Origin of the sequence: Xanthomonas massiliensis, from assembly GCF_900018785.1 — a bacterium.
GTDB classification, from domain to species: Bacteria; Pseudomonadota; Gammaproteobacteria; order Xanthomonadales; family Xanthomonadaceae; genus Xanthomonas_B; species Xanthomonas_B massiliensis.
In genome coordinates this window covers 258,260-285,173 of sequence record NZ_FCOY01000005.1, presented here as the reverse complement: position 1 = coordinate 285,173, position 26,914 = coordinate 258,260, and the positions used below count along the sequence as shown (strand labels likewise).

General features: G+C 72.7%; 21 protein-coding genes. 16 read left to right on the top strand and 5 right to left on the bottom strand.

What is annotated here, in order from left to right:
• The first annotated feature begins 145 nt into the window (after positions 1-145).
• The gene (hrpB, locus tag BN3794_RS02980) at positions 146-2,761 is read left to right on the top strand and encodes an ATP-dependent helicase HrpB (protein WP_066093092.1); all 2,616 of its coding nucleotides are present in this window, start codon (positions 146-148) and stop codon (positions 2,759-2,761) included.
• A gap of 1,124 nt (positions 2,762-3,885) precedes the next feature.
• Entirely contained in the window at positions 3,886-6,537 is a 2,652-nt protein-coding gene (locus BN3794_RS02975; RefSeq protein WP_066093089.1) for a M1 family metallopeptidase, read from the top strand.
• Between the two features lie 124 nt (positions 6,538-6,661).
• On the opposite strand, the gene BN3794_RS02970 is transcribed toward BN3794_RS02975, so the two are convergent.
• Together BN3794_RS02970 and BN3794_RS16590 are read right to left on the bottom strand one after the other, a co-directional pair.
• Positions 6,662-7,003 carry a TfoX/Sxy family protein gene (locus tag BN3794_RS02970; RefSeq protein ID WP_066093087.1) on the bottom strand — a complete coding sequence of 114 codons (342 nt, stop codon included), beginning with the start codon at positions 7,001-7,003 and terminating at the stop codon, positions 6,662-6,664.
• Positions 7,004-7,685: 682 nt separating this feature from the next.
• Positions 7,686-7,838, bottom strand: a complete 153-nt coding sequence (locus BN3794_RS16590; protein WP_160330882.1) for a hypothetical protein — start codon at positions 7,836-7,838, stop codon at positions 7,686-7,688.
• A 144-nt stretch (positions 7,839-7,982) separates the two neighbouring features.
• Between BN3794_RS16590 and BN3794_RS02965 the strand changes: the two genes are divergently transcribed.
• The gene (locus BN3794_RS02965) at positions 7,983-8,369 is read left to right on the top strand and encodes a hypothetical protein (RefSeq protein WP_066093084.1); all 387 of its coding nucleotides are present in this window, start codon (positions 7,983-7,985) and stop codon (positions 8,367-8,369) included.
• 10 nt (positions 8,370-8,379) lie between these two features.
• On the opposite strand, the gene BN3794_RS02960 is transcribed toward BN3794_RS02965, so the two are convergent.
• Positions 8,380-8,919, bottom strand: coding sequence for a pseudouridine synthase (locus BN3794_RS02960; protein WP_066093081.1), 540 nt, complete (start codon positions 8,917-8,919; stop codon positions 8,380-8,382).
• A gap of 356 nt (positions 8,920-9,275) precedes the next feature.
• Between BN3794_RS02960 and BN3794_RS02955 the strand changes: the two genes are divergently transcribed.
• From BN3794_RS02955 to BN3794_RS02925, 7 genes are all read left to right on the top strand, one after another.
• Positions 9,276-10,238, top strand: coding sequence for an aldo/keto reductase (locus BN3794_RS02955; RefSeq protein ID WP_066093078.1), 963 nt, complete (start codon positions 9,276-9,278; stop codon positions 10,236-10,238).
• Positions 10,239-10,478: 240 nt separating this feature from the next.
• Positions 10,479-11,903, top strand: a complete 1,425-nt coding sequence (locus tag BN3794_RS02950) for an undecaprenyl-phosphate glucose phosphotransferase (RefSeq protein ID WP_066093075.1) — start codon at positions 10,479-10,481, stop codon at positions 11,901-11,903.
• A gap of 22 nt (positions 11,904-11,925) precedes the next feature.
• Entirely contained in the window at positions 11,926-13,080 is a 1,155-nt protein-coding gene (locus BN3794_RS02945) for a glycosyltransferase (protein WP_201455249.1), read from the top strand.
• 10 nt (positions 13,081-13,090) lie between these two features.
• On the top strand, positions 13,091-14,548 hold the full coding sequence (locus BN3794_RS16585; RefSeq protein ID WP_066093072.1) for a hypothetical protein: 1,458 nt from the start codon (positions 13,091-13,093) through the stop codon (positions 14,546-14,548).
• Between the two features lie 2 nt (positions 14,549-14,550).
• Positions 14,551-16,065 (top strand): oligosaccharide flippase family protein, encoded by a 1,515-nt coding sequence (locus tag BN3794_RS02935; RefSeq protein ID WP_160330881.1) that lies wholly within the window; start codon positions 14,551-14,553, stop codon positions 16,063-16,065.
• A gap of 23 nt (positions 16,066-16,088) precedes the next feature.
• The gene (locus BN3794_RS02930; protein ID WP_066093066.1) at positions 16,089-17,276 is read left to right on the top strand and encodes a glycosyltransferase family 4 protein; all 1,188 of its coding nucleotides are present in this window, start codon (positions 16,089-16,091) and stop codon (positions 17,274-17,276) included.
• Positions 17,273-18,160 (top strand): glycosyltransferase family 2 protein, encoded by an 888-nt coding sequence (locus tag BN3794_RS02925; protein ID WP_066093063.1) that lies wholly within the window; start codon positions 17,273-17,275, stop codon positions 18,158-18,160. The genes BN3794_RS02930 and BN3794_RS02925 overlap by 4 nt, the downstream gene beginning before the upstream one ends.
• Positions 18,161-18,163: 3 nt before the next feature.
• On the opposite strand, the gene BN3794_RS02920 is transcribed toward BN3794_RS02925, so the two are convergent.
• Positions 18,164-19,144, bottom strand: coding sequence for an acyltransferase family protein (locus BN3794_RS02920; protein WP_078059557.1), 981 nt, complete (start codon positions 19,142-19,144; stop codon positions 18,164-18,166).
• 180 nt (positions 19,145-19,324) lie between these two features.
• Between BN3794_RS02920 and BN3794_RS02915 the strand changes: the two genes are divergently transcribed.
• The 6 genes from BN3794_RS02915 (at position 19,325) to BN3794_RS02890 (ending at position 25,656) form a co-directional block, all read left to right on the top strand.
• On the top strand, positions 19,325-20,581 hold the full coding sequence (locus tag BN3794_RS02915) for a class I SAM-dependent methyltransferase (protein ID WP_066093057.1): 1,257 nt from the start codon (positions 19,325-19,327) through the stop codon (positions 20,579-20,581).
• A gap of 62 nt (positions 20,582-20,643) precedes the next feature.
• Positions 20,644-21,411, top strand: coding sequence for a glucose-1-phosphate cytidylyltransferase (gene rfbF, locus BN3794_RS02910; protein ID WP_066093053.1), 768 nt, complete (start codon positions 20,644-20,646; stop codon positions 21,409-21,411).
• Between the two features lie 7 nt (positions 21,412-21,418).
• Positions 21,419-21,973 carry a dTDP-4-dehydrorhamnose 3,5-epimerase family protein gene (locus BN3794_RS02905; RefSeq protein WP_066093050.1) on the top strand — a complete coding sequence of 185 codons (555 nt, stop codon included), beginning with the start codon at positions 21,419-21,421 and terminating at the stop codon, positions 21,971-21,973.
• A complete protein-coding gene (locus BN3794_RS02900) occupies positions 21,970-23,295 on the top strand; it encodes a DUF4910 domain-containing protein (protein ID WP_201455248.1) in 1,326 nt (441 codons plus the stop codon). Before BN3794_RS02905 ends, BN3794_RS02900 begins: the two co-directional genes overlap by 4 nt.
• A 33-nt stretch (positions 23,296-23,328) precedes the next feature.
• Positions 23,329-24,654 (top strand): protoporphyrinogen/coproporphyrinogen oxidase, encoded by a 1,326-nt coding sequence (locus BN3794_RS02895; protein WP_078059556.1) that lies wholly within the window; start codon positions 23,329-23,331, stop codon positions 24,652-24,654.
• 75 nt (positions 24,655-24,729) lie between these two features.
• A complete protein-coding gene (locus tag BN3794_RS02890; RefSeq protein ID WP_147675628.1) occupies positions 24,730-25,656 on the top strand; it encodes a DUF707 domain-containing protein in 927 nt (308 codons plus the stop codon).
• Here BN3794_RS02890 and BN3794_RS02885 read toward each other — a convergent pair.
• The gene (locus BN3794_RS02885) at positions 25,608-26,705 is read right to left on the bottom strand and encodes an NAD-dependent epimerase/dehydratase family protein (RefSeq protein ID WP_066093041.1); all 1,098 of its coding nucleotides are present in this window, start codon (positions 26,703-26,705) and stop codon (positions 25,608-25,610) included. The genes BN3794_RS02890 and BN3794_RS02885 overlap by 49 nt on opposite strands.
• Positions 26,706-26,914: the final 209 nt, after the last annotated feature.

The following is a 26,914-nucleotide window of genomic DNA, read 5'->3' as shown; positions in this document are numbered from 1 at the left end:
CGGCACGCACGTCGCCGGGAACGATGCAGACGAACTTGTGCAGAGAGGTCGTGGTGCCACATCCGGCATGCGCTCCCCGGCCGGTGGCGCGGCCGGAAGGCCATCGCATCGGCACCGCAAGGCATTGTCCGTATCCTTGCCGCGCATGAATCGCGCCGACTTCCCGATCTCCCCGTTGCTGCCGGCCATCGCCGACAGCCTGGCCACGCATCCGCGGCTGGTGCTGGAAGCCCCGCCCGGTGCCGGCAAGACCACCCAGGTGCCGCTGGCGCTGCTCGATGCGCCGTGGCTCGAAGGCCGCAGGATCGTGATGTTGGAGCCGCGTCGGGTGGCCGCGCGCAGCGCCGCGCAGTTCATGGCGCGCCAGCTCGGCGAGGACGTCGGGCAGACGGTCGGCTACCGCATCCGCTTCGAGAACAGGGTCTCGGCGGCCACGCGCATCGAGGTGGTCACCGAGGGCATCCTCACCCGCATGCTGCAGGACGATCCGCTGCTGGACGGCGTCGGCGCGCTGCTGTTCGACGAGTTCCACGAGCGCCACCTGTCGGCTGACCTCGGCCTGGCGCTGGCGCTGGACGTGCAGGCCTCGGTGCGCCCGGACCTGCGCATCGTGGCGATGTCGGCCACCCTCGACGGCGCGCGGCTGGCGCAGTTCCTCGACGCGCCGCGGCTGTCGAGCGCCGGGCGCGGCTTCGAGGTGGAGATCGCGCACTTTCCCGCGCGCCGCGACGAGGCGCTGGAAGCGCAGGCGCGCCGCGCCGTCGAACACGCACTGGCTGCGCACCCGGGCGACGTGCTGGTGTTCCTGCCCGGCCGGCGCGAGATCGCGCGGGTGCAGGCCGCGCTGGAGGCGGCCGTTCTGCCAGCGTCCGCCCACCAGCGGGAAGCAGGGCCAAAGCCCATCGGCGCGAACGAGCTCGCCTCCCGCTCGCAGATACAGACATCCGCAGGAAGCAACACGGCCCGCACGGCGGACGCCATCGAGATTTTGCCGCTGCACGGCGACCTGCCGGTGGAGCAGCAGTCGCGCGTGCTGCAGCCCGCGCCCGACGGCCGCCGCCGGGTGGTGCTGGCGACCAACGTGGCCGAATCGTCGGTGACCCTGCCGGGGGTGCGCGTGGTCGTCGATGCGGGGCTGGCGCGCGAGCCGCGCTTCGACCCCAACAGCGGCTTCTCGCGGCTGGACGCGGTGGCCATCAGCCAGGCCTCGGCCGACCAGCGCGCCGGCCGTGCCGGCCGCGTCGCCGCCGGCTGGGCCTACCGGTTGTGGCCGGCCTCGCAGCGGCTGGAGGCGCAGCGCCGGCCGGAGATCGTCCAGGTGGAGCTGGCCGGGCTGGCGCTGGAACTGGCGGCCTGGGGCAGCGACGACCTGCGCTTCGTCGATCCGCCGCCGCCCGGCGCGCTGGCGGCCGCGCGCGAGCTGCTGCAACGGCTGAGCGCGCTGAGCGAGGGCGGCGGCATCACCGATGCCGGCCGCCGCATGCTGGGGCTGGGCACCCATCCCCGGCTGGCGGCGATGCTGCGGGCGGCCGGATCGCCGCGCGAACAGGCGCTGGCCGCCGACCTGGCCGCGCTGCTGGAAGCGCGCGATCCCCTGCGCAGCCGCTCCGACGCGCTGGCCGAACGCTGGCGTGCGCTGGCGGCCTTCCGCCACGGCCACGTGCCGCACGATGCCAGCCGCGGCGCGCTGGCTGCGATCGATGCGGCCGCGAAACAATGGCGGCGGCGCCTGCGCAGCGAGGCCGCGCCGCCGGCCGCGATCGAGGCGCACGAACTCGGCGACCTGCTCGCCCATGCCTTCCCCGACCGCATCGCCCTGCGCCACCGCGACGACCCGCTGCGCTACCAGCTGGCCAACGGCCGCATGGCGAAACTGTTCGACGACAGCGCGTTGCGCGGCGAGCCGTGGCTGGTGGCCAGCGAGCTGCGCTACGAAGCGCGCGGCGACGCGCTGCTGCTGCGTGCCGCGCCGGTGGACGAGGCGCGGCTGCGCGCCGATTTCCCGCGGCGTTTCGTCGAACACGAGGGCGCGGTCTGGGACGCCGGCAAGCGCGCGCTGGTGGCCCGCCGCGAGACCCGCTTCGACCGCATCGTGATCGACAGCCGCGCCGCCGGCCGGGTCGATCCGGCACAGGCCGCGCAGGCGCTGACCGAGGCCGTGCGCGAGCTCGGCCTGGACGCGCTGCCGTGGACCGAGGGCCTGCGCCAGTGGCAGGCGCGCGTGGCCGGCCTGCGCCGGTGGATGCCCGAGCTCGACCTGCCCGACCTGTCCGACGCGGCGCTGCTGGCAACGCTGGACACCTGGCTGCGTCCCGCCTTCGCCGGCAAGACCCGGCTCGACGCGCTGACCGAGGGCGAACTGGGCGAAGCGCTGAAGTCGCCCCTGCCGTGGGCGCAGCGGCAGCTGGTCGAGCGCCACGCGCCGGCGCGCATCGCCGTGCCCTCCGGGCTGGAGCGGCGCATCGACTACGCGCTCGACCACGAGGGCAACGCGCAGCCGCCGGTGCTGGCGGTGAAGCTGCAGGAACTGTTCGGCCTGGCCGACACCCCGCGCATCGCCGACGGCCGCGTGCCGCTGCTGCTGCACCTGCTCTCGCCCGGCGGCAAGCCGCTGCAGGTCACCGCCGACCTGCGCAACTTCTGGGACACCACCTACGCCGAGGTGCGCAAGGAGATGAAGGGACGCTATCCCCGGCATCCGTGGCCGGAGGATCCGTGGACCGCCGCCGCGACGCATCGCGCCAAGCCTCGCGGTACGTGAACCGCGTCGGCCCATCACGACGGCGGCCCATCGCCGGACTTCATCCTTCCGCCTGGTGCGGATCGTGGCCGCCACGTCGCGCCGAGCCCAGGCACATGAACCGCACCGGTCAGTGGCAGCGGCAGACCATTGCCGGACTTCATCCTGCCGCCTGGTGCGGACCGTGGCTGCGCCCCATCGCGCCATGCCCCGCGGCACATGAACCGCGCCGGCCCATGGCGACGGCAGACCATTGTCAGACTTCATTCGTCCACCTGGTGCGGCCTACAGCCGCGACCCATCGCGCCAAGCACCGCGGTACGTGAACCACCCCGGCCCATGACGACGGTGGACCATTGCCGGACTTCATCCGTCCACCTGGTGCGGACCATGGCTGCGCCCCAGCGCGCCAACCCCCGTGGTACGTGAACCACGTCGGCCCATCACGACGGTGGACCTGTGCCGGACTTCATCCGTCCACTTGATGCGGACGGTCGCCACAATCCATCGTCGCCACCGGTGATACGTAAATCCACCGGCCCGTGACACGGCGAACCCGGGCGGAGTCGCAGCGGCCCGCCTGGCCTGGCCAGACCATTCGCGGACCACATCCGTGCACCGTGGCGCCCAAGCCGCGCAAGCCGCGCAAGCCCGAGATCGCGGCGGGAAGCCCCAGGAATCCTTCAGAAGGCCGCCTCCCATCGCATCGCCCCAGAGGAGATGTCCGGCGGCCATGTCCCGCGGCCGGAAGCGGGTGGTGGGGACGAGCCGGCTGCAAAATGGCGAGCCGGTTGCAAAACGGACGGAATGGCGTGGCGGTACGCCCCCGGCAAGGCCATTGCATTCGACCTGCAAACGCCGAAGGAAAGGGGTTCCCCGTCGAACGGCCCGCCATGCACGGCGTTGCGGCGGCCCGGCGCCACGACCCGGGGCGGTGAGGTGCCATGGCCATCGGGTCGCCAGGCAAGCCTCCGGCCGGCACGGGCGATCGCGCATTCCATTGCCGCACGCCAACGCCAGCGGGACGCGGCCAGCGCCCGCCCGGCACCGAGGCATGACTTCCGGCGCTGTCGCGGACGCGGGCGGCGGGGCGATGATCCCGAGGTTGCGGCCTCGCCGCATGCATCCCGCCAACGAGGAATCCCATGCGCCATATCCTGGCCTCCGCCATCGCGCTCGCCCTGACCGGCACCGCCGCCTCCCTGTCCGCCCAGCCCGCCGCCGCCCCGGCCGCTGCCGAGGTCACCACCCAGCTGCCGCGCACCGCGCGACCCAGCCACTACACGGTGGAAGTGACCCCGCATGCCGAGCAGATGCGCTTCGACGGCAAGGTGCGGATCGACCTGGAGGTGCTCGCCGCCACCGACCGCATCGTGCTGCAGGCCGCCGACATGAGTTTCGCCCACGCCACGCTGGTACCGGCCAAGGGCAAGCCGCTGGCCGCCACGGTCAGCGTGGACGCCGACGGCCAGACCGCCACCTTCGCTTTCGCCAAGCCGCTGGCACCGGGCAAGTACGTGCTGTCCACCGACTACAGCGGCAAGATCAACACCCAGGCCAACGGCCTGTTCGCGCTCGACTACGCCACCCCGGACGGCCAGAAGCGCGCCCTGTACACCCAGTTCGAGAACTCCGACGCGCGCCGCTTCATCCCGTCGTGGGACGAGCCCGACTTCAAGGCCACCTTCGACCTCACCGTGGTCGCGCCGGCCGCGCAGATGGCGGTCAGCAACATGCCGGTGGCCAGATCCGAGGACATCGGCGGCGGCCTGAAGCGCGTCACCTTCGGCACCACGCCGAAGATGTCCACCTACCTGCTGTTCTTCGGCCTGGGCGATTTCGACCGCGCCACCCTGGCCGGCCCCAACGGCACCCAGATCGGCGTGATCGCGCAGAAGGGCAAGGTCGACCAGGCCCAGTTCGCGCTGGAGTCCGGCCGCGACGTGCTGGCCGAGTACAACGACTACTTCGGCGTGCCCTACCCGCTGCCCAAGCTGGACAACATCGCCGCGCCGGGCCGCAGCCAGTTCTTCAGCGCGATGGAGAACTGGGGCGCGATCTTCACCTTCGAGTATTCGCTGCTGCTGGACCCGAGCATCTCCAACGTCTCCGACCAGCAGCGCGTGTTCACCGTGGCCGCGCACGAGATCGCCCACCAGTGGTTCGGCGACCTGGTGACCATGGCGTGGTGGGACGACCTGTGGCTCAACGAGGGCTTCGCCACCTGGATGGAAGGGCGCACCACGCAGAAGCTGCACCCGGAGTGGGACATCGACCACACCGATGCGGTCCATACCAGCCGCGGCGCGATGGGCCGCGACGCCTACGCCACCACCCACCCGATCGTGCAGCACGTGGCGACGGTGGAGCAGGCCAGCCAGGCCTTCGACGGCATCACCTACGGCAAGGGCTCGGCGGTGATCGGCATGCTCGAGGACTACGTCGGCTCGGACCCGTGGCGCGACGGCGTGCGCAGCTACATCAAGAAGCACGCCTACGGCAACGCGGTCACCGACGACCTGTGGGCCGAGATCGACCAGGCCGCGCCGGGCAAGCAGTTCACCCAGGTCGCGCACGACTTCACCCTGCAGCCGGGCGTGCCGCTGATCAAGGCCAGCGCCCGTTGCGAGGCCGGCAGCACCGTGGTGGCGCTGGAGCAGGATGAATACACCATCGACCGTCCCGGCAAGACGCCGCTGCGCTGGCACGTGCCGGTGGCCGTGCGCGGTGGCGACGGCACCGTGGTACGCACCCTGGTGGACGGCCAGGCCAGCGTGACGCTGCCGGGATGCAGCGGGCCGGTGCTGGTGAATGCCGGGCAGAAGGGCTACTACCGCACGCTGTACGCGCCGGACCAGTTCAAGGCGCTGGCCGCCGGGTTCGCCGCCCTGCCGGCGGTGGACCAGCTCGGCGTGATGATGGACGCCGGCGCGCTGGCGGCGGTGGGCCTGCAGCCGGAGGCCGACCTGCTCGACCTGACCGCCAAGGTGCCGCTGGATGCCTCGCCCGACCTGTGGCAGCAGGTGGCCGGCACGCTCGGCGGCATCGATGACCTGTACGAGGGCGACGCCAAGCAGCAGGCCGCCTGGCGCAAGTACGCGTTGTCGCGGCTGTCGCCGGCGTTCGAACGGCTCGGCTGGGACAACCGCGAGGGCGACTCCGCCCAGACCAAGCAGCTGCGCGCCACCCTGCTCGGCATCCTGAGCACGCTGGGCGACCAGAAGGTGATCGCCGAGGCGCGCCACCGGTTCGCCGCCTTCGTCGCCGACCCGGCCTCGCTGGCCGCCGACCAGCGCCGCACCGTGCTGGGCATCGTCGCGCGCAACGCCGACGCGGCCACCTGGGACCAGCTGCACGCACTGGCCAGGAAGGAGACCTCGTCGATGATCCGCGACCAGTACTACAGCCTGCTGGCGATGGCCAAGGATCCGGCCCTGGCCAAGCGCGCGCTGGACATGGCGCTGACCGACGAACCCGGCGCCACCAACAGCGCCGGCATGATCAGCGCGGTATCGCGCCAGCATCCGGACCTGGCCTTCGACTTCGCCGTCGCCCATCGCGAGCAGGTGGACACGCTGGTGGATTCGACCTCGCGCGCCCGCTACTACCCGATGCTCGGCGCAAGTTCGTCCAAGCCGGAGATGGCCGACAAGATCGCGGCCTTCGCCGAGCAGCACATCGCCGCGACCTCGCGCCGCGACGCGCAGACCGCCATCACCGGCATCCAGACCCGGATCAAGCTGCGCGCGCAGCGGCGTCCGCAGATCGATGCCTGGCTGAAGCAGCAGCACGCCTGAGCCGACCGGCACGCGTGACACGACGGAAAGCCCCGCGATCGCGGGGCTTTCCGCATCCGGGCCCGCCCTCTTTCGTCACGCCCTTTCGTCGCCCTCTTTCGTCGCGCCGGACGCGCCGTCCCGGTCAGCGCCGCGGCGTGCGCTCGGCAGCGCGCCTGGGCTTCGGCGGCGGCATCCGCTCGGCGGTACCCAGGACCAGCGCCCGCAGGGCATCGGCATCGTCGAGCAGCTCGTCGGCGACCGGGTAATCCTTCGCGCCCGGATACGGCGGCCGCATCGGCAGGCCGGGCGCCAGTTCGGCCACCGCCGGCGAGGGCTTGACGAACAGGCTGTCGTCGCAAAGGAAGGCGACCACCTTGTCGTCCACGTACAGCGCGTATTCGCCGAACAGCTTGCGGCAGGCGAGCCGGTCGCCGAGGCCGATCTGCTCGCGCACGTATTCCACGAAACCGGGGTCGGTCGCCATGTCCTATCCTGGTTGCCTGTCCATCCCGCGATGCGCGGCGATCGCCCCGATCCCGCTCGTCGGGCAACGCCGTGCGACCTATGCAGGGGATGGTACCCGGTGATCGTCCTCCGCTTCCGCGGCGCAACGCCCCTTCATGACAGGCCGGACGAGCAAGCCGGCCATCGGTGCCGACCGGGCGATGGACATCGCCGGGCCACGCCGGCAAGGACTGCCCCGGGACCGCGGCCAGGCGCCATCCAGCGCCACAGACCGGCGACGGGCGAACGCCGGCAGCGCTCGGCGCGATGAAGCCCGGCGGCGAGACGGCGGCCCGGTGGGCGCGGCGCGACCCGCCGCGGCAACGGCGCCGGTCGCGGCTGGCGCGGACCCGATCGGCCGGATTGTCCGGCGCCCCCCAAAAAACGCAGGCCGAGGCGGCTGCCGGTACCCCGGCCATCGAAGGCGTGTCGCAGGGCTCGGAAACGCGGCGCCCTGCACCGGACGCATTGCACTGGGCGCTCGGCACTGGCACCAGCACTGGTAGCGGCATCGGCACCGACACGGCGCGGCATCGGCGCTGGTAGCGGGTAGCGGGTAGCGGGTAGCGGGTAGCGGGTAGCGAAGGTGGCGCATCCCGGGCATTCGCGCCATGTCCATCCCGCGGCAGACCCGGTGGCGCCCCGCATCCCGGCGCGCCGCGTCAGCGCGCGGCGGCGTCGGGCAGGGTCAGGCGGTAGACGAGGACGCGGTTGTCGTTGTCCTCGGCCGAATCGCAGGCCTGGCCCTGCATCACGCAATGGCGCGCGATGAAGTCGTTGATTGTTCTTCCTCCATATGACCGGACGATGACCACGTGCCCCGCCGCGGCCGGCGACCGCCCCCCGTATGTGCGCCCTCGCCGGCCACGGCCCCGCCGGCGTCGCCTGCGCGTCACCACGCCGCCTATACGGGACGTGGAGGACCCTCATCGTCCGTTTCCTCCACGCAAGGATCTTCAATGAGCAAGCTCACCGTCATCACCGACCGTGCCCTGGAACGCGCGCTGGACCTGGCCGGCCAGGCCGGCGACGGGCTGCGCAACGCCGGGCACCACCTGCGTGGCGACGCCCATACCGCCGTGGACTGGGTCAAGACCGGGGCCGCCCTGGGCGCGGTGAAGACCGGCGGCAAGGTCGCCACCCGTTTCGTGCGCCGCAACCCGGCGGTGGCGATCGCCGCGGCGGTCGCCGGCGCCGGACTGATCGCCTATGCGGTCTACCGCAAGCGCCAGAAGGCGCGGCAGGCGCCGATCGAAGGCAGCGCCCAGCGCCTCGAATCGCACGCCGGCAATGCCGACGCCCGCGCGGCGGCACTGGCGCGCCGCGCCGCCGAGACCGAGGAATAATCCCCGGCCCTCACCCGAGCTGGCGCCATTGCCCCGGCGCCAGCCCGTCCAGGCGCCGGTCGCCGATCGCCATGCGGACCAGCCGCAGCGTCGGCAGTCCGACCGCGGCGGTCATGCGCCGCACCTGGCGGTTGCGTCCCTCGCGCAGCACGATCTCCAGCCAGGCGTCCGGCACGGTCTTGCGGTAGCGCACCGGCGGCTCGCGCGGCCACAGCGCCGGGGCCGCCGCCAGGCGGCGCACGCCGGCCGGCAGGGTCGGCCCGTCCTTCAGCAGCACCCCGCGGCGCAACGCCGCCAGCGCCGCATCGTCGGGATCGCCCTCCACCTGCACCCAGTAGGTCTTGGGCTGCTTGTGGCGCGGATCGGTCAGGCGGTGCGCCAGTCGCCCGTCGTCGGTGAGCAGCAGCAGCCCCTCGCTGTCGTAGTCCAGGCGGCCGGCGGCGTAGACCCCCGGCGGCAGGCCGAACCCGGCCAGGGTGCGACGCGGCGGATCGCTGCCGTCGGTGAACTGGCACAGCACGTTGAAGGGCTTGTTGAAGGCGACGAGCATGCGGGCGCCATGATCGCATGCCCCCCGCGATGCGTCTCCGGCGCCCCTGCGACACCGCATGCCTTGCTGCGCAGGCGGCTCTCCCGCATCGGCATCCGTGCAGCGCGCCACGATGTTCCCCGCCCAGGATGCGGCCGGGACGCGCGCCATCGCCCCGCGTGCCGCCGCTCCTTCCTGCTTGCGGCGCCTGCCGGGGCACGTCCCGCCGGCGTCGCGCCCCCGTGTCCGTGCGTGCCGCGCGGCGCTGCCGATGAAACGCGGTTTCCCACTGCCGTCACATGCGGGGAAGGATTTGGTCCTTATCCTGACCGGTCTCGCCCCTCATCAGATTCATCGATCCAAAGGAGTCCCCCCCGATGACCGACTATCGCGAACTCGGCCGTTCCGGCCTCAAGGTCCGCCCCATCGCCTTCGGCGGCAACGTGTTCGGCTGGAGCGCCGACGAGAAGACCTCATTCGCCCTGCTGGACGCCTTCGTGGACGCCGGTTTCAACCTGGTGGACACCGCCGACACGTACTCGGCCTGGGTGCCGGGCAACCACGGCGGCGAGTCGGAGACGATCATCGGCAAGTGGTTCAAGCGCAGCGGCAAGCGCGACAAGGTCGTGCTCGCCACCAAGGTGGCCAAGTGGGCCGAGCATCCCGGCCTGGCGCCGGCCAACATCGCCGCCGCGATCGAGGATTCGCTGCGCCGCCTGCAGACCGACCACGTCGACCTGTACCAGGCGCACGAGGACGATGCCTCGGTGCCGCTGGAAGCCACCCTGGGCGAATTCGGCCGGCTGATCGGGCAGGGCAAGGTGCGCGCCATCGGCGCCTCCAACTACAGCGCGCGGCGCCTGGCCGATGCGCTGAAGGTCTCCGAGCAGCAGCACCTGCCGCGCTACGAGACGCTGCAGCCGCAGTACAACCTGTACGACCGCGCCGGCTACGAGGCCGAGCTGGAGCCGCTGGTGCGCGAGCAGGGCCTGGGCGTGATCAGCTACTACTCGCTGGCCAGCGGCTTCCTCACCGGCAAGTACCGCAAGCCCGAGGACGCGGCCAAGAGCCATGCCCGCGGCGAGCAGGTGGTCAAGCAGTACCTGAACCCGCGCGGGCTGCGCATCCTGGCGGCGCTGGACGACATCGCCGGCAAGCACTCGGCCACGCCGGCGCAGGTGGCGCTGGCCTGGCTGATCGAGCGTCCCTCGATCACCGCGCCGATCGCCAGCGCCACCAGCGTGGAGCAGCTGCACGACATCCTCAAGGCCGCCACGCTGGGGCTCTCGCCCCAGGACGTCGCCCAGCTCGATGGTGCCAGCGCCGAAGACGTGGCCTGACGCCCCGCCGCCACACCTGCCGGCCAGCCGATCCCGCGATCGGCTGGCCGGTTTGCTTTTGCGCCTGCGTTGGGACGCATGACGGTGTCGCCCGCGCCTGGTCCGCGGGGGCACCGCCGATAGCCGCAGCCCCGCATGTCCGGGACGTTGTCCGGGATCGCGCCCCGCCCCCGTTGGACAGGGCGACGGGAACCGGTCGCGGTCGCGCGGGGCGGTCCCGACAGGCAGGAGGCACAGGTCATGCTGTTCGTTCCGCTGCATTCGCAAACCGCCGCACGCTGGCACAGCGGCAGCAGTTCCTTCGGCACCGCGCTGGGCATCGGCCTGCGCCTGGGCGACCTGCTGGTCCTGGCCGGCGGCGCGCTGCTGGCCCACCGCCTGCGCTTCGGCACGGCGGGCCTGCCGCTGGAATACCTGCGCATGCTGGTGCCGGGGCTGGCGTTCGCGGTGCTGGTGTTCAACGCCTCGGGGCTGTACCGCAGCTGGCGCGGCCGCGCGCTGGCCAGCGAGGTGGCGCAGCTGGGGCTGCAGTGGACGCTGCTGTTCGCGCTGATGGCGCTGTACATGGCCGCCCTGCACCTGACCCTGGAGGTCTCGCGCACCTGGCTGCTGGCCTGGTACCTGGTCAGCCTGGCCGGCGCGGCCGCGCTGCGCCTGGGCGCGCGCGGCGCCGCCGCCTGGGTGCGCGCCCGCGGCGTGGACCTGCGCAGCGCGGTGGTGGTCGGCGCCACCCCGGGCGCGCAGCGGATCGTGGACAGCCTGGCCGCCCATCCCTGGGCCGGCATCGCCATGCGCGGCTGGTTCGCCACCGGCGCCGACCGCGGCGACCTGGCCGGCCTGCCGCGGCTGGGCGAACTCGACGCGCTGGGCGAATACGTCGAGCACCATGCGGTGGACCAGGTCTGGATCGCGCTGCCGCTGGGCGAGCAGGCCAAGATCGCCCGCGCCCTGGCGCAGCTGCGCCACGCCACCGCCGACGTCAAGTTCGTGCCGGACCTGCTCGACATGCACCTGCTCAACCACTCCGTCGAGCAGGTGGTGGGCCTGCCGGTGATCACCCTGCAGCAGACGCCGCTGCAAGGCGCCGCGCGCCTGGCCAAGGACCTGGAGGACCGGTTGCTGGCGGCGGCGATCGTGCTGGCGATCTCGCCGCTGATGCTGGCCATCGCGGTGGCGGTCAAGCTCAGTTCGCCCGGGCCGGTGTTCTACCGCCAGGAACGCATCAGTTGGAACAACCGCCCGTTCCAGATGCTCAAGTTCCGCTCCATGCCGGTGGACGCCGAGCAGGCCACCGGCGCGGTCTGGGCCAGGTCCGGCGAGAACCGCGCCACCCGGGTCGGCGCGTTCCTGCGCCGCACCAGCCTGGACGAGCTGCCGCAGTTCCTCAACGTGCTCAAGGGCGAGATGTCCATCGTCGGCCCGCGCCCGGAGCGGCCGGTGTTCGTGCACCAGTTCAAGCACGCCATCCCGGACTACATGAAGAAGCACATGGTCAAGGCCGGCATCACCGGCTGGGCCCAGGTCAACGGCTGGCGCGGCTCCACCGACCTGGGCAAGCGCATCGAGTGCGACATCCACTACATCCAGAACTGGTCGCTGTGGTTCGACCTGAAGATCATCGCGCTCACCCTGTTCAAGGGCTTCGTCCACAAGAACGCGTACTGAGCGCCCACCCAGGAAGGACCCGATGCTGCAGCTCGCCCCCGCCCCGGCCGACACCGCGCCCCCGGCCCCGGCCGCCGCCGACCGCAAGGTGGCGCTGGTGCACTACTGGCTGGTGGGCATGCGCGGCGGCGAGAAGGTGCTCGAGGCGCTGTGCGAGATGTATCCCCAGGCCGACATCTACACGCTGGTGTGCGATCCGGACAGGATCTCGCCCACCCTGCGCCGGCACCGCATCACCACCTCGTTCCTGCAGCGCATCGGCGGCGTGCGCCACTACCAGAAGATGCTGGCGCTGATGCCGTTCGCGCTGGAGTCCTTCGACCTGACCGGCTACGACCTGGTGATCTCCAGCGAGGCCGGCCCGGCCAAGGGCATCATCCCCGGCCCGGACACGCGCCACGTGTGCTACTGCCACTCGCCGATGCGCTACATCTGGGACCTGTACCCGCAGTACCGCGCCGCCTCCGGGCCGCTGACGCGGCTGGCGATGTCGCTGGCCGCGCCCTGGCTGCGCCAGTGGGACGTGACCACCTCGCACCGGGTGGACCGCTTCATCGCCAATTCCGCCTACGTGGCCAAGCGCATCGGCAAGTTCTACCGGCGCCACGCCGAGGTGGTGCATCCGCCGGTGGACGTGGCGCGCTTCCAGGCCGCCGAGCACGTCGGCGACTTCTACCTGTGCGCCGGCCAGATCACGCCGTACAAGAGGATCGAGCTGGCGGTGCAGGCCTGCACCCGGCGCGGCGCGCGCCTGCGGGTGATCGGCAGCGGTGCCGACGAGCGGCTCAGGCGCCTGGCCGGGCCGACGGTGGAGTTCCTCGGCGCGGTCGACGATGCCGAGATGGCGCGCCAGTTCGGCCAGTGCAGGGCGCTGCTGTACCCGGGCGTGGAGGACTTCGGCCTGGTGCCGCTGGAGGTGATGGCCAGCGGCCGCCCGGTGATCGCCTACGCGCGCGGCGGTGCGCTGGAGACCGTCGTCGACGGCCGCACCGGCCTGCTGTTCCACACCCAGAGCGTCGATGCGCTGGCCGAGGCGATGGAGCGCTTCGAGCGCTGCGCGGCGGACTTCGACACGGCCACGCTGCAGGCCCACGCGCGCTCCTTCGGCATCGAGGCGTTCAAGCGCGAGATCGCGCGCCTGGTCGACGCCGCCTGCGCCGAACCGGTCCCGGCCTGAGGCGACGGCCATGGACTTCGTCCCCATCGCCATCTTCTGGGCCCTGGTCGTCTGGGCCCTGGCCAGCCGCAAGCCGGTACTGGTCTACCTGTTCTTCGGCTCGATGCCGTTTGGCTCGTTCGCGGTCGTCCCCACCGCCGTCACCGCCGGGCTGACCCTGACCCCGACGCCGATGGTGGCGCTGCTGCTGATCGTCCGCCAGCTGTTCGACGCGCGCGGCGCGGCCTGGGCGATCGGCACCGCGCTGCGCCCGTCGGGGCTGTTGCTGCTGTTCCTGTTCTGGATCGTGGCGGTGTTCGTCACGCTGTTCATGCCGCGCTACTTCGCCGGCCTGGACATCGTGCCGCTGAAGGTCACCCAGTTCATGTCGGTCGAGTCGCTGGGACCGACGATGCAGAACCTCTCCCAGCTGATGTACCTGAGCATCTCGGTGCTGGCGGTATTCGCCTTCGCGCGCCTGCTCGGCCAGGCCCGGATGCGCACCCACGTGGTCGGCGCGATCAGCCTGGGCGCGGCGATCACGGTGGCCACCGGCCTGCTCGACGCGGCCAGTCAGTACGTGCCGCTGCAGCCGCTGCTGGAACCGTTCCGCACCGCCAGCTACGCGCTGCTGACCGACGTGGAGATGGAGGGCGCCAAGCGCGTGGTCGGGCTGATGCCGGAGGCCTCCTCGTTCGGCAACCTGGCGGTGGGCTTCCTGTCGCTGCTGTACTTCTTCCGCCGCACGATGGCGCCGGGCCTGCTGCGCGACCGCCTGGCGCCCGGGCTGCTGGCGTTGCTGGTGGCGATGATCTGGATCTCCACCTCCTCGGCCGCCTACCTGGGCCTGTTCATCTTCGCCTGCGTGGCGGTGGCCGAATGGCTGTGGCGCGCCGCCTGGGTGCGCGACAACGCCTACCTCACCCGCGGTCTGGGCCCGGAGTTCTGGATCGTGGCGCTGGGCATGTCGGCGCTGATCCTGGTGGCGATGCTGGCACCGGGCGTGCTGCAGCCGGTGATCGAGGCGGTGGACCTGCTGGTGTTCCGCAAGAGCGAGACCAGCTCGTTCGAGGAGCGCGGCATGTGGACCACGCTGTCGTGGGAGGCGTTGCTGGCCACCCACGGCCTGGGCACGGGCCTGGGCGGCACGCGTGCGTCCAACTTCGCCGTGGCCCTGACCAGCAACGTCGGCTTCCTCGGCGCGGGGCTGTACTTCCTGTTCGTGCTGCAGAGCCTGCTGCTGCGCCGCGCGCCGGCGCAGGACAAGCAGGGCCAGGCCTTCCTCAATGCCGCGCGCTGGTCCTGGCTGGCGCCGTTCGTCTCCAGCCTAATGATCGGCACCACCCCGGACTTCGGCCTGCTCAACGCCTTCCTGTACGGCTTCGCCCTGGCCATCGCCCAGCCGCCGGCGGTGGCGCGGGCGCAGGCCTACCCGGCCTGGACGCCCGCGGCCACGGCCCTGCCGCGCGCGCCGCACGGGACGCCGTGACCGTGGCAGGCGCGCCCGCCAGCCTGGCCCGCAAGACCCTGGGCGCCGGCGCCTGGACCATCGGCGCGCGCTGGGTCGCCAAGCTGATCGATTTCGCCGCGCTGCTGCTGCTGGCGCGCTTCCTGGGGCCGGCCGACTTCGGCCTGGTCGCCACCGCGATGGTCGCCATCTTCATCGTCGAGGCGGTGCTGGAGCTGCCGCTGTCCTCGGCCCTGCTGCGCGTGCGGCGGCTGGACCGCACCCTGCTGGGCACGGCCTTCACCCTGGGCCTGCTGCGCGGGCTGGCCATCGCCGTGCTGATGGCCGCGCTGGCCTGGCCGCTGGCGCGCTTCTACGGCGATGCGCGGCTGGTGCCGCTGATCGCCGTGCTGGCCCTGGCGCCGGCCATGCGCGGCCTGGTCAGCCCGCGCATGGTGGTGTTCGCCCGGCGCCACGATTTCCGCCCGGAGGCGTCGATCGAGGTGCTCGGCAAGGCCACCGCGTTCCTCGTCGCGCTGGCGGTGGTGCTGGCCACCGGCAGCTACTGGGCGATCGCCGCGGCCACGCTGTGCACGCCGCTGGTGATGCTGCTGGCGTCCTACCGGCTGGCGCCGATGCGCCCGCGCCTGGGCCTGGCCGGCTGGCCGCAGTTCGCCGACATGCTCGGCTGGAACCTGGTGGCGCAGACCGCCGCGGCGCTGAACTGGCAGCTGGACCGGCTGGTGCTGCCGCGCTTCGTGCCGGTCGCCGGTTTCGGCCGCTACGCCATGGCCGGCGACCTGTCCACGCTGCCGTTCCAGGCGATCACCACGCCGATCCAGCGCCCGCTGATGGCCACCTTCCGCGCCGCCGGCCAGGCCGGGCGTACCGCCGAGGTGCACGCCCACGCCACCCGCGCACTGATGCTCCTGCTGCTGCCGCTGTTCGTCGCCCTGGCGATCTGGGCCGAGCCGGTGGTGGCGCTGGTGCTCGGCCCGCGCTGGGCCGAGACCGCCTCGCTGCTGCGCTGGATCGCGCTGGTGCAGGTGCTGGCGATCCCGACGATCCCGGTGGCGCCGCTGGCGATGATGCTCAACCGCACCCGCCTGGTGGCGCTGCAGACCTTCGCCCAGCTGCTGGCGCGGCTGCCGCTGCTGTACCTGCTGGTCAGCCGCTTCGGCGCCGAGGGCGCCATCGCCAACACCGCCCTGGCCCTGCTCGCCGGACTGCTGGCCACGCTGGCCGTGGTGCACCGCCTGACCGGGCGCGGCACGTACCGGCAGCTGGCCAACCTGGTGCCGCCGCTGCTGGCGGTGCTGCCGGCGGCGGCGCTGGCGCTGCTGCTGGTGCCGGCGCTGCATGCCGGCACGCTCGGCACCGCCGCGCTGCTGCTGCGCCTGGGCGGCGCCGCGCTGGCGTTCCTGGCGGTCTACCTGGCCTCGGCCTGGCTGCTGTGGCAGGCGCTGGGGCGCCCGGCCGGCCCGGAACGCTACCTGCACGAGCGCGTGGCCGCGCGGCTGTCGCGCTGCACCCGTCCCGCCCCGCTCACCGATCCCTGACCCCGACGCGCCCGGAGCCCGCCATGGACCGCATCACCATCAACGGCAAGTTCCTCACCCTGTCGGCCGCGCGCTCGGGCGTGTACCGCGTCGCCCACGAGCTGCTGATGGCCATCGACGCGCTGCTGGCCGCGGACGACCCGCGCTATCGCCACCTGCGCTGCGAGGTGGTGATGCCGGGCCGGCCGGCGCAGCCGCTGGCGCTGCGCGCTGTCGCCCAGCGCTGCATCGGCGGGCCCAGCACGCGCCTGAAGGGCATCCCGTGGGAGCAGTTCGCCCTGCCGCTGCACGCGCGCGGCAGCGTGCTGCTGAACCTGTGCAACCTGGGCCCGGTGCTGTACCCGCGCGCGCTGACCATGATCCACGACGCCCAGGTGTACCTGTCGCCGGGCTCGTACTCGCGCCCGTTCCTGGCCTGGTACCGGACCATGCTGCCGCTGCTGGGCCGGCGCAACCGCGCCATCCTCACCGTGTCCGGCTATTCGCGCGAGCAGCTGGACCGCCACGGCGTGGCCGCGGCCACGCGCATCCACGTGGTCCACAACGGCTGCGACCACGTGCTGCGCACGCCTGCCGACGCCACCGCGCCCGCCCGCCACGGCCTGCGCCACGGCCGCTACGTGATGGCCCTGGCCACCGTGCAGGCGCACAAGAACATCCGCGTGCTGCTGCGGGCGTTCGCCGACCCGGCCCTGGCCGACATGACGCTGGTGCTGTTCGGGGCCGGCAGCGCCGCGGACTTCCATGGCGCCGGCGTGGACGTGCCGGCCAACGTGCGCTTCGTCGGCCGGATCGACGACGCCGCCCTGGCCGGGCTGCTGCAGGGCGCGACGGCACTCGCCTTCCCCTCGCTGACCGAGGGCTTCGGCCTGCCGCCGCTGGAGGCGATGCGCCTGGGCTGCCCGGCCATCGTCGCGCCCTGCGGGGCGTTGCCGGAGGTCTGCGGCGCCGCCGCGCTGCAGGCCGCGGCGGACGACCCGCAGGCCTGGACCGCCCAGATCCTGCGCCTGCGCCGCGAGCCGGCGCTGGCCGCGGACCTGCGCCAGCGCGGGCTGGAGCATGCCGCCCGCTTCACCTGGGCCGGCGCGGCCGCGCGCCTGCTCGACACGGTGATCGCCCAGGCGCTGCCGGCGCGGTGCGCGGACGCCGCCGCGGCGGGCGCCCTGCACGCTGCCGTCCCCCGCTCCCCGCCCACGCCCGGTACCCCATGAGCCCACGCATCGCCATCGCCATCGCCACCGCCGGACGCCGCGACATCCTTTCCGACACGGTGCGCTTCGTCGCCCGCCAGCAGCGCCGCGCCGACGAGCTGCTGATCTGCCCGGCCGGCGCGCAGGACATCGACCCGGCGTGCCTGGCCGGCTATCCCGGCGAGAGCCGGGTGGTGCTCGGGCCGGTGGGCCTGCCGGCCCAGCGCAACATGCTGCTGGCGCGCACCGACGCGGACATCGTGGTGTTCCTGGACGACGATTTCCTGCCCGCGCCGGACTACCTGGCCGAGGTCGAGGCGCTGTTCGACGCCCGGCCGCGCACGGTGGTGGCCACCGGCCACGTCGTGGCCGACGGCATCCTCGGCCCGGGCATCGACTTCGCCGAGGGCCACCGCCTGATCGAGGCGCTGGGCGAGAACGCCGCACCGGCGCAGCCGCTGCCGGAATACGGCGCCTACGGCTGCAACATGGTGGTGCGCATGGCGCCGGTGCGCGCGCACGCGCTGCGCTTCGACGAGGCCCTGCCGCTGTACGCGTGGCTGGAGGACATCGACTTCTCGCGCCAGCTCGCCCGCCACGGCGAGATCGTCCGCAGCCTGCGCCTGCGCGGGGTGCACCTGGGCACCAAGAAGGCCGGCCGCAGCCCGGGCCTGCGCCTGGGCTATTCGCAGATCGCCAACCCGGTGTACCTGGCGCGCAAGGGCACGCTGAGCTGGAAACGCGCGCTGGGGCAGATGAGCCGCAACCTGCTCGCCAACGGCGTGCGCAGCCTGCGCCCGGAACCGTGGGTGGACCGCAAGGGCCGCCTGCGCGGCAACCTCACCGCGCTCGCCCACCTGGCCGGCGGCGGCCTGCACCCGCGCCGGGTGCTGGATTTCGCCTGAGCCTCAGCAGCCCACCAGCCAGCGGCTGCGCTGCCCGGCCAGGCGCTGCACCGCCTGGACCGCCAATGCGCTCAGGCCGGTGACCGCCAGGGTCATCAGCAGCAGGCTGGCGCCGTTGCCGACGAACAGGCCCGGGTGCCGCCCGGCCAGCATCCGGCCGCCGGCCACCACGTAGCCGTGCAGGAAGAAGATGCCGAAGGACAGGTTGGCCAGCACGCCGAGCGCGACCGGATTGAGCGCGGACAGGTTCAGGCACAGGCCGTACAGGCCGGCCAGCAGCAGCAGCTTGGCGTGCAGCACCGCGCCCTCGGCCACGAGCAGCGAGGCCGCCGTGGCCAGCGCCACCATCGCCAGCGCCAGCCACGCCCGGCCGCGGAACAGCGCGTCGATGGCGGCGCGGTAGCGGCACGCCAGCATCCCGGCGACATACACCGGCAGGTAGTGCAGCGCCGCCTGCAGCGGGTTGTCGTTGAGCGGCGGGCGCGGCACCCAGACCGGCAGCGCCAGCAGCGGCAGCCAGGCCAGGTACAGGCGCGGGCGCCGGTCGACGAAGTGGAACAGCGGCGCCGCCGCGTAGTACAGCAGGATCATCGGGATGAACCACAGCGGCCCCAGGTGGGTACCGGTCAGCAGCAGGCGCGCGGCCAGGCCGGCGCCGCCGCTGTCCAGGTACTGGGTCGGGTGCGCCTTGGCGCCGGCCAGGTAGATCGCCAGCGCCGGTACCGACACCGCCAGGTAGGGCAACACCACGCCGGTGAACTTGCGCCGCAGGAACCGGCCGTAGGCGAAGCGCGGCAGCAGGAACTGGAACAGGTAGCCGGAGACGAAGGTGAAGGCGATGTTGGCCTCGTTGAACAGCCGCCCCAGCGGATCGCCGGGCCAGGACTGGGCCGAATAGACGTGGGCGGCGACGATGACCAGCACCGCGACGCCGCGCATCAGGTGGATGTGCGGCAGGAACGTACCTGCAGGCGTGGAGGACATGCCGGCTCCCGGTTGGACGGTATCCCCCTGTGGCACCGCGGGCGGCCGCACGGGCGACCGTCATCCGGGGCCACGCGTTCGGCACGCCGATGCGGCCATGCAGCATTCAGCCGCGGTGCGGCTGGCCGGTTCCGGCACGGTCCGCCGTTTCGCCACTGCACGCCACCGCAAGGACACCGGATGGACAGCCCCGTTTCGCCCCTGGCGCCGCCGCCGTGCAGGCACTGCGGCCACGCGCTCGACCTGCCGCTGGCCGACCTCGGCCTGTCGCCGGTCGCCAACGACTACGTGGCGCCGCAGGACTACGCGCGCGGCGAGGCGTTCTATCCACTGGAGGTGTGGGTATGCCGCCACTGCCGGCTCGCCCAGACCCGCGACCTGCTCGCCGCCGAGGCGATCTTCCGCGCCGACTACGCCTATTTCTCCTCGGTCTCCAGCTCGTGGCTGGCGCACGCGCGCGCCTACGTCGAGGCGATGCTGGCGCGGCTGCGGCTGCGGCCGGGCGAGCGCCACGTGGAGATCGCCTCCAACGACGGCTACCTGCTGCAGTACTCGCAGGCCGCCGGCCTGGACTGCCTGGGCGTGGAGCCGTGCGAGAGCGTGGCCCAGGCGGCGCTGGACAAGGGCATCCCCACCCGCATCGCCTTCTTCGACCCGGCCTGCGCCGAGGTGCTGCTGGCCGAGGGCGGGCCGGCGCGGCTGATCACCGCCAACAACGTGCTGGCCCACGTGCCCGACCTCAACGGCTTCGTGTCCGGGGTGAAGCGGCTGCTGGCGGCCGACGGCGTGGCCACCTTCGAGGTCCAGCACCTGCTGCGGCTGATGCAGCGCAACCAGTTCGACACGATCTACCACGAACACTTCTCCTACTTCTCGCTGATCGCCGCGCGCCACGTGTTCGCCAGTGCCGGCCTGCGCGTGTTCGACGTGGACGAGCTGGAGACCCACGGCGGCTCGATCCGCTTCCTGGTGTGCCATGCCGACGCGGAGATCGCCGACACCCCGGCGCTGGAACGCGTGCTGGCCGAGGAGCGCGCCTACGGCCTGGACCAGGACGCCGCCTACCTGGCCTGGAACGAGTCGGTCAAGCGCACCAAGCGCGCGCTGCTGGCGCTGCTGGCCCGGCTCAAGGACGAGGGCCGGCGCATCGTCGCCTACGGCGCGCCGGCCAAGGGCGTGACCCTGCTCAACTACTGCGGCATCGGCCGCGACTTCCTGGAGTTCACCGTGGACCGGGCGCCGTCCAAGCAGGGCCGCTTCCTGCCCGGGGTGCGCGTGCCGATCCTGGCGCCGGAGGCGCTGGACCGGGCACGGCCGGATTACGTGCTCATCCTCGTATGGAACCTCAGGCAGGAGGTCAAGGCGCAGCTGGCGCACGTCAGGGACTGGGGCGGGCGCTTCATCGTGCCGCTGCCGCAGGCCGCGATCGAGGACTGAGGCATGCACAGGGAACCGTCACGCGGCACGCGCCGCATCGTCAGCAGGGGGGAGGCAGCGGCATGAAGGTCGTGATCCTGTCCGGCGGGCTGGGCACCCGCCTGAGCGAGGAAACCGCGGTACGCCCCAAGCCGATGGTGGAGATCGGCGGGCGCACGATCATCTGGCACATCATGAAGTGCTACGCCCAGTACGGGCTGACCGATTTCGTCGTGCTCGGCGGCTACCGCGTGGAATTCATCCGCCAGTACTTCCTCAACTACCGGATGCACTCCTCGGACTTCACCATCAACATGGCCAGCGGCGAGGTCAGCTGGCATGCCGAGTGCGCCGAGCCGTGGAACATCACCATCCTGGACACCGGCCTGGACACCATGACCGGCGGCCGCCTGCGCCGCGCGCGCGAGGCGATCGGCGCGGACACGTTCTGCCTGACCTACGGCGACGGGGTCAGCGACGTGGATATCGGCCGGCTGATCGCCTTCCACCGCGAGCAGGGACTGTGGGCGACGGTGACCGCGGTGCAGCCGCCGGGCCGCTTCGGCGTGATGACCTTCGACCACCACGGCACCCGGGTGGAATCGTTCCGCGAGAAGGACGGCAACGACGTGGGCATGATCAACGCCGGCTTCTTCGTGTGCGAGCCGCAGGTGCTGGACCTGATCGACGACGACAGCACGGTATGGGAGCAGCAGCCGATGCTGCGCCTGGTCGAGCACGGCCAGCTGGCGGCCTACCGCCACGACGGCTTCTGGCAGAGCATGGACACCCTGCGCGACAAGGTCACCCTGGAAGAAGCCTGGCGCAACGGCGCGCCGTGGCTGCGCTGAGGCGGTCGTGGACTTCGTGCCCGTCGCCGATTCCGATGCCTGGCTGGTCCGGCCGGTCGTGCACGGCGACGCGCGCGGCAGCTTCTGCCGCACCTGGTGCGAGGCCAGCTTCCGCGAGCGCGGCATCGCCTTCCGCCCGGTGCAGGGCAACAGCTCGCTGACCCGCCGGCGCGGCACCGTGCGCGGCATGCACTTCCAGCGCGCCCCGCATGCCGACGCCAAGCTGGTGCGCTGCAGCCAGGGCCGCATCCACGACGTGATCGTGGACCTGCGCCCGGCCTCGCCGCAGCGCGGCCGCCACTACGCCACCGTGCTCGACGCCCGGGCGCCGGCGCTGCTGTTCGTGCCGGCCGGCTTCGCCCACGGCTTCCAGGCCCTGAGCGACGGCGTGCTGGTCGAGTACCTGATGGGCGAGGCCTACCAGCCCGGGCTGTACGACGGCTTCCGCCACGACGACCCGGCCGTCGGCATCGCCTGGCCGCTGCCGGTGGCCGCGCTGTCCGAGGGCGATGCGGGCTGGCCGCCGCTGGCCGCGCGCTATCCCTGGCTGGGCCGCCGATGACCATGGACACCGCCGCGCCCGCCGCCGCCACCGGCCTGGTCCGCGAAGCGCCGCCGCTGGACCTGCACGCGCTGGTGCGCCGGCTGTACCCGCTGCCGCGCAGCCTGACCGGCGACGGCGTGCGCGCGACCCTGGCCGAACTGGCGCGCCACGTGCCGCTGGCCGTGCGCGAGGTGCCCAGCGGCACGCCGGTGCTGGACTGGGAGATCCCGCCGGAATGGAACATCCGCGACGCCTGGATCGAGACCCTGGACGGCCGGCGCCTGGTGGATTTCGCCGACAGCAACCTGCACGTGGTCGGCTACAGCCTGCCGGTCGACGCGCAGGTCAGCCGCGAGGAACTGGCCGCCCACGTCCACACCCTGCCCGGGCAGCCGGACCTGGTGCCCTACCGCACCGGCTACTACGCGCGCGACTGGGGCTTCTGCCTGAGCGACCGGCTGTGGCGGCAGATGCGCGAGCCGGCCTACCGGGTGCGCATCGACAGCACCCTGGCGCCCGGCGCGCTCAGCTACGGCGAGCTGTTCCTGCCCGGCGAGAGCGACCAGGAGGTGCTGGTCAGCGTCCACGTGTGCCATCCCAGCCTGGCCGACGACAACCTCTCCGGGATCGCCGTGGCCACCGCGCTGGCGATGCGCCAGGCCACGCGCCGGCGCCGGCTCGGCTACCGCTTCCTGTTCGTGCCGGCCACGATCGGCGCGATCGCCTGGCTGGCCGCCAACGAGGCGCGGCTGGAACGCATCGCCCATGGCCTGGTGCTCACCTGCGTCGGCGACCCCGGCCCGTTCCACTACAAGCGCAGCCGCGACGGCGCGGCGGTGGACACCGCGGTGGCGCACGTGCTGCGCCATGCCGGGCTGGCGCACGCGCTGCTGCCGTTCAGCCCCTACGGCTACGACGAGCGCCAGTACGCCTCGCCCGGCTACGCCCTGCCGGTGGGCTGCTTCATGCGCGGCGTGCACGGCACCTTCCCCGAATACCACACCTCGGCCGACAACCCCGGCTTCGTCACCGCCGCGGCGCTGGAGCAGTCCTGGGCGGTGCTGGCCACGGTGCTGGACGTGCTCGACGGCGAGCGCCGCTACGTGCGCGTGGACGGGCGCGGCGAGCCGCAGCTGGGCCGGCGCGGGCTGTACCGCGCCATCGCCGGGCAGAAGGAAGCCGGCGGCGCCAGCCAGATGGATCTGCTGTGGGTACTGAACCTGGCCGACGGCCGCCACGGCCTGCTGGACATGGCCGAGCGCGCGCAGGTGCCGTTCGCGCGCATCGCCGCGGCCGCGCGCATCGCCGCCGATGCTGGCCTGATCGTCCCTTCCCCCTGACCGGCCGCTGGCCCCCAACCCGGAGCACCTGCCATGCAAGACACCCGATACGCGATCCTCGGCGGCGGCATGGCCGGCTTCGGCGCCGCCCACCAGCTGCACGACCACGGCATCCGCGCCGACCTGTACGAGCAGCGCGCGCGCCCGGGCGGGCTGACCACCAGCTTCGACCACGGCGACGGCTTCGTCTTCGACGAGGGCGTGCACATCTCCTTCCCCAAGAACGAACGGGTCAAGCAGCTGTTCGCCGCGTCGGCCGGCCGCTACGAGAGCGGCAACGTCTACTGCAACAACTACTGGCACGGGCACTGGATCAAGCATCCGGCGCAGGTCAACCTGCACGGCCTGCCGCCGGAGCTGGTGGTGGACTGCATCGCCGACTTCGTCGCCGCCGCCGCGGTCGAGGCACCGCCGATCCGCAACTACGAGGACTGGCTGCTGGCCGCCTTCGGGCGCAGCTTCGCCACCCGCTTCCCGATGGTGTACACGCGCAAGTACCACACCACCGAGGCGGCCAACATGACCGTGGACTGGCTCGGCCCGCGCCTGTACCGGCCGGACCTGCGCGAGGTGCTGCGCGGCGCGCTCGAGCACGAGCCGCTGGACGTGTTCTACGTCAACGAGTTCCGCTACCCGTCCGAGGGCGGCTTCGAATCCTTCGTCCGCGGCTTCTACCCGCAGGCGCAGGTGCATTGCGGCCACCAGGTCGCCGGCATCGACCTGGCCACGCGCACGCTGCGCTTCGCCAACGGCGCCACCGCCGGCTTCGACCAGCTGATCTCCTCGCTGCCGCTGCCGGCGCTGGTGCCGCTGATCGACCAGGCGCCGGCGGCGGTGCGCGCCGCCGCCGCGCGCCTGGCCTGCTCGCAGGTGGTGGTGGTCAACATCGGCGTGGACCGGCCGATCGACACCCGCGCGCAGTGGTCGTATTTCTATGACGAGGACATCCCGTTCTCGCGCATCAGCTACCGGCGCAACCTGGCCCCGGGCAACGTGCCGCCCGGCTGCGACGCGATCCAGGCCGAGATCTACTTCAGCGAGAAATACCGCCCGCTGGCCGGCCGGCCCGACGACTGGATCGAGCCGGCGGTGGCCGCGCTGCTGCGCTGCGGGGTGATCGCCGACCGCCGCCACATCGTCCACCTGAGCTCGCTGTGGATCCCCTGGGGCAACGTGATCTACGACCTGGACCGTCCCGAGGCGGTGCGCACGGTGCTGGACTGGCTGCGCGCGATGGGCGTGCAGACCTGCGGGCGCTTCGGCCTGTGGGGCTACATCTGGACCGACCAGGCCTTCCTCAGCGGCGAGAAGGCGGCCACCCGCGCGCTGCAGGCGGCCGGCGCCGGGGTGGCGGCCTGACGGCTGGCCCCTTCCCGGCGCGGACGCCGTTGGATGCGGCAGGACCGTCGCGACGGACGGGAGGGAAACGAGCACATGGACCACGCCAACGGCCGCCACCTGGTGATCGCCCGGGTCGGCGACAACTCCCTGCATGGACACTGGATCGCCGGCGGCCGCGCCGCGCGCGACTGGGACATCCAGCTCAACGCCTTCGGCCGCCAGGCCGCGGCGCTGGCGCCGGGCGACCTGCCCACGGTGGTCGACCCGGGCACCAAGCTCGACAGCCTGGCCCGCCACCTGCGCGCGATGCCGGCGCTGCTGGAGGACTACGACTACATCCTGCTGCCGGACGACGACCTGCTGATGGGCCCGGGCGACATCGACCGCATCTTCGCGGCGATGCGCCGGCACGACCTGCTGATCGGCCAGCCCGCGCTCACCCCCGACAGCCACGTCGGCCACCCGATCTTCCTGCACTGCCCGGGTTTCCGCCTGCGCTACACCGACTACCTGGAAGGCATGGCCTGCTGTTTCCGCAGCGACTACCTGCGCCAGCTGCTGCCGCTGTTCGAGCGCTACCCCAGCGGCTGGGGCATCAGCCACCTGTGGGCGCTGCTGATGGAGGCGCCGTACCGGCGCGCGGCGATCATCGACGAGGTGCGCATGGTCCACACCCGCCCGTTCCACTCCGGCCCGCTGTACTGCAGCCTGGCCGCCGGCGGGATCAGCCCGGCCGCCGAGGTCGCGGCGGTACGCGCCGACTACGCCGGCGTGCCGCGGCGCATGACCGTGTACGGCGGCCTGCGCGAGGATGGCCGCAGCTGCGGGGCGGGCGAGACCCTGTGGCGCAACGGCCTGCACCTGCTGGGCGCGGCGCCGGCCGCACGCAACCGCCAGCGCATGCTGCGCAAGGGCACGGACATGCTCGCCCGCGCCGTGCTCGATGCCGGCTACCAGCCGCGGCCGCTGCGTCAGGCCACCGCCGCCACGCTCGGCTCGGGCCGCACCGCGCCGGCCTGAACCGCCTCGGCGCGCCAGTGCAGCGTCTCGTCCAGGTGGCCCTGCGCCATCAGCCGCTGCAGCACGTTCAGGCGCACCAGCCCGTGCTCGCGGAAGTGCGCGTCGGCAAAGCCCATGTGCCGCAGCCCCGCCACCAGCGCGGCGATCGAGCCGGCCAGGTCCACCCGCGGCTGGTGCGCCGGCGCCAGCGCGCGGTACAGGCCGAAGTCCACCCGGTAGGAACGGCTGTCGGCCGGCGCGTCGCGGTTGATCGACACCCGCGTGCCCGGCACCTGCGCGGCCACCGCCGCGGCCAGGTCGCGCACCTGGTAGTTGCGCTCGTCCGAGCCCACGTTCACCGCCAGGAAGCGCCCGCCGGCCGCCGCCGGGCGCAGCAGCGCCCACTCGATCGCCCGCGCCATGTCGGCCACGTCGATCAGCGGCCGCCAGGGCGATCCGTCGGAGAGCACGCTGATCTCGCCGCTGGCCAGCGCGCAGGCGACGAAGTCGTTGAGCACCAGGTCCAGGCGCAGCCGCTCGGACATGCCGCAGGCGGTGGAGAAGCGCAGGCAGGTGACCGCCATGTCCGTGTCCAGCGCGGCCAGGCCCTGCTCGGTGCCGATCTTGGAGCGGGCATAGGCGGTGATCGGGTTGACCGGGTCGCGCTCGCTGCGCGGCCCGCCGGCGGCCACGCCGTAGACGCTGCAGCTGGAGGCGAACACGTAGCGGCCCACGCCGGCGCGCGCGGCCAGCGCGGCGATGTCCACGCTGGCCTGGCGGTTGATCGCCGCGGTCACCGCCTCGAACCGGTTGCCCATCGGGTCGTTGGAGATCGCCGCCAGCTGCACCACCGCGTCGCAGCCGGCCAGCAGCGCCGGATCGAACGCGCGCACGTCGCCGAACACCTGCCGGTCCAGCATCCGCTCGGGCAACGCCTCGGCCGCGGTCAGGCAGTGCCCGAAGAAGGCGGTGTCGTAGCCGACCAGTTCGGCGCGCGGGAACGCGTGGCGCAGGTGGCGCACCACCGCCGGGCCGACATAGCCCATGTTGCCCAGGATCAGGATCTTCACGGTACGGCCCCCATGCGGCCCGGCGGATGCCGGTCGCAGGGCACAACGGCGGCCCGCGCCGGCGCCGGCCATTGCCGCGCGCGCGACGGCCGCCGGCCGCGCCCTGTCCGGTCTGCCGCCAGGTTCGCGTTAGCGGGGGATCGCCGTCTTCATGCCGGGACTTCCATGGCCATGCCCACCGCATCGCGTCTTCGCCTTCCCGCCCTGCC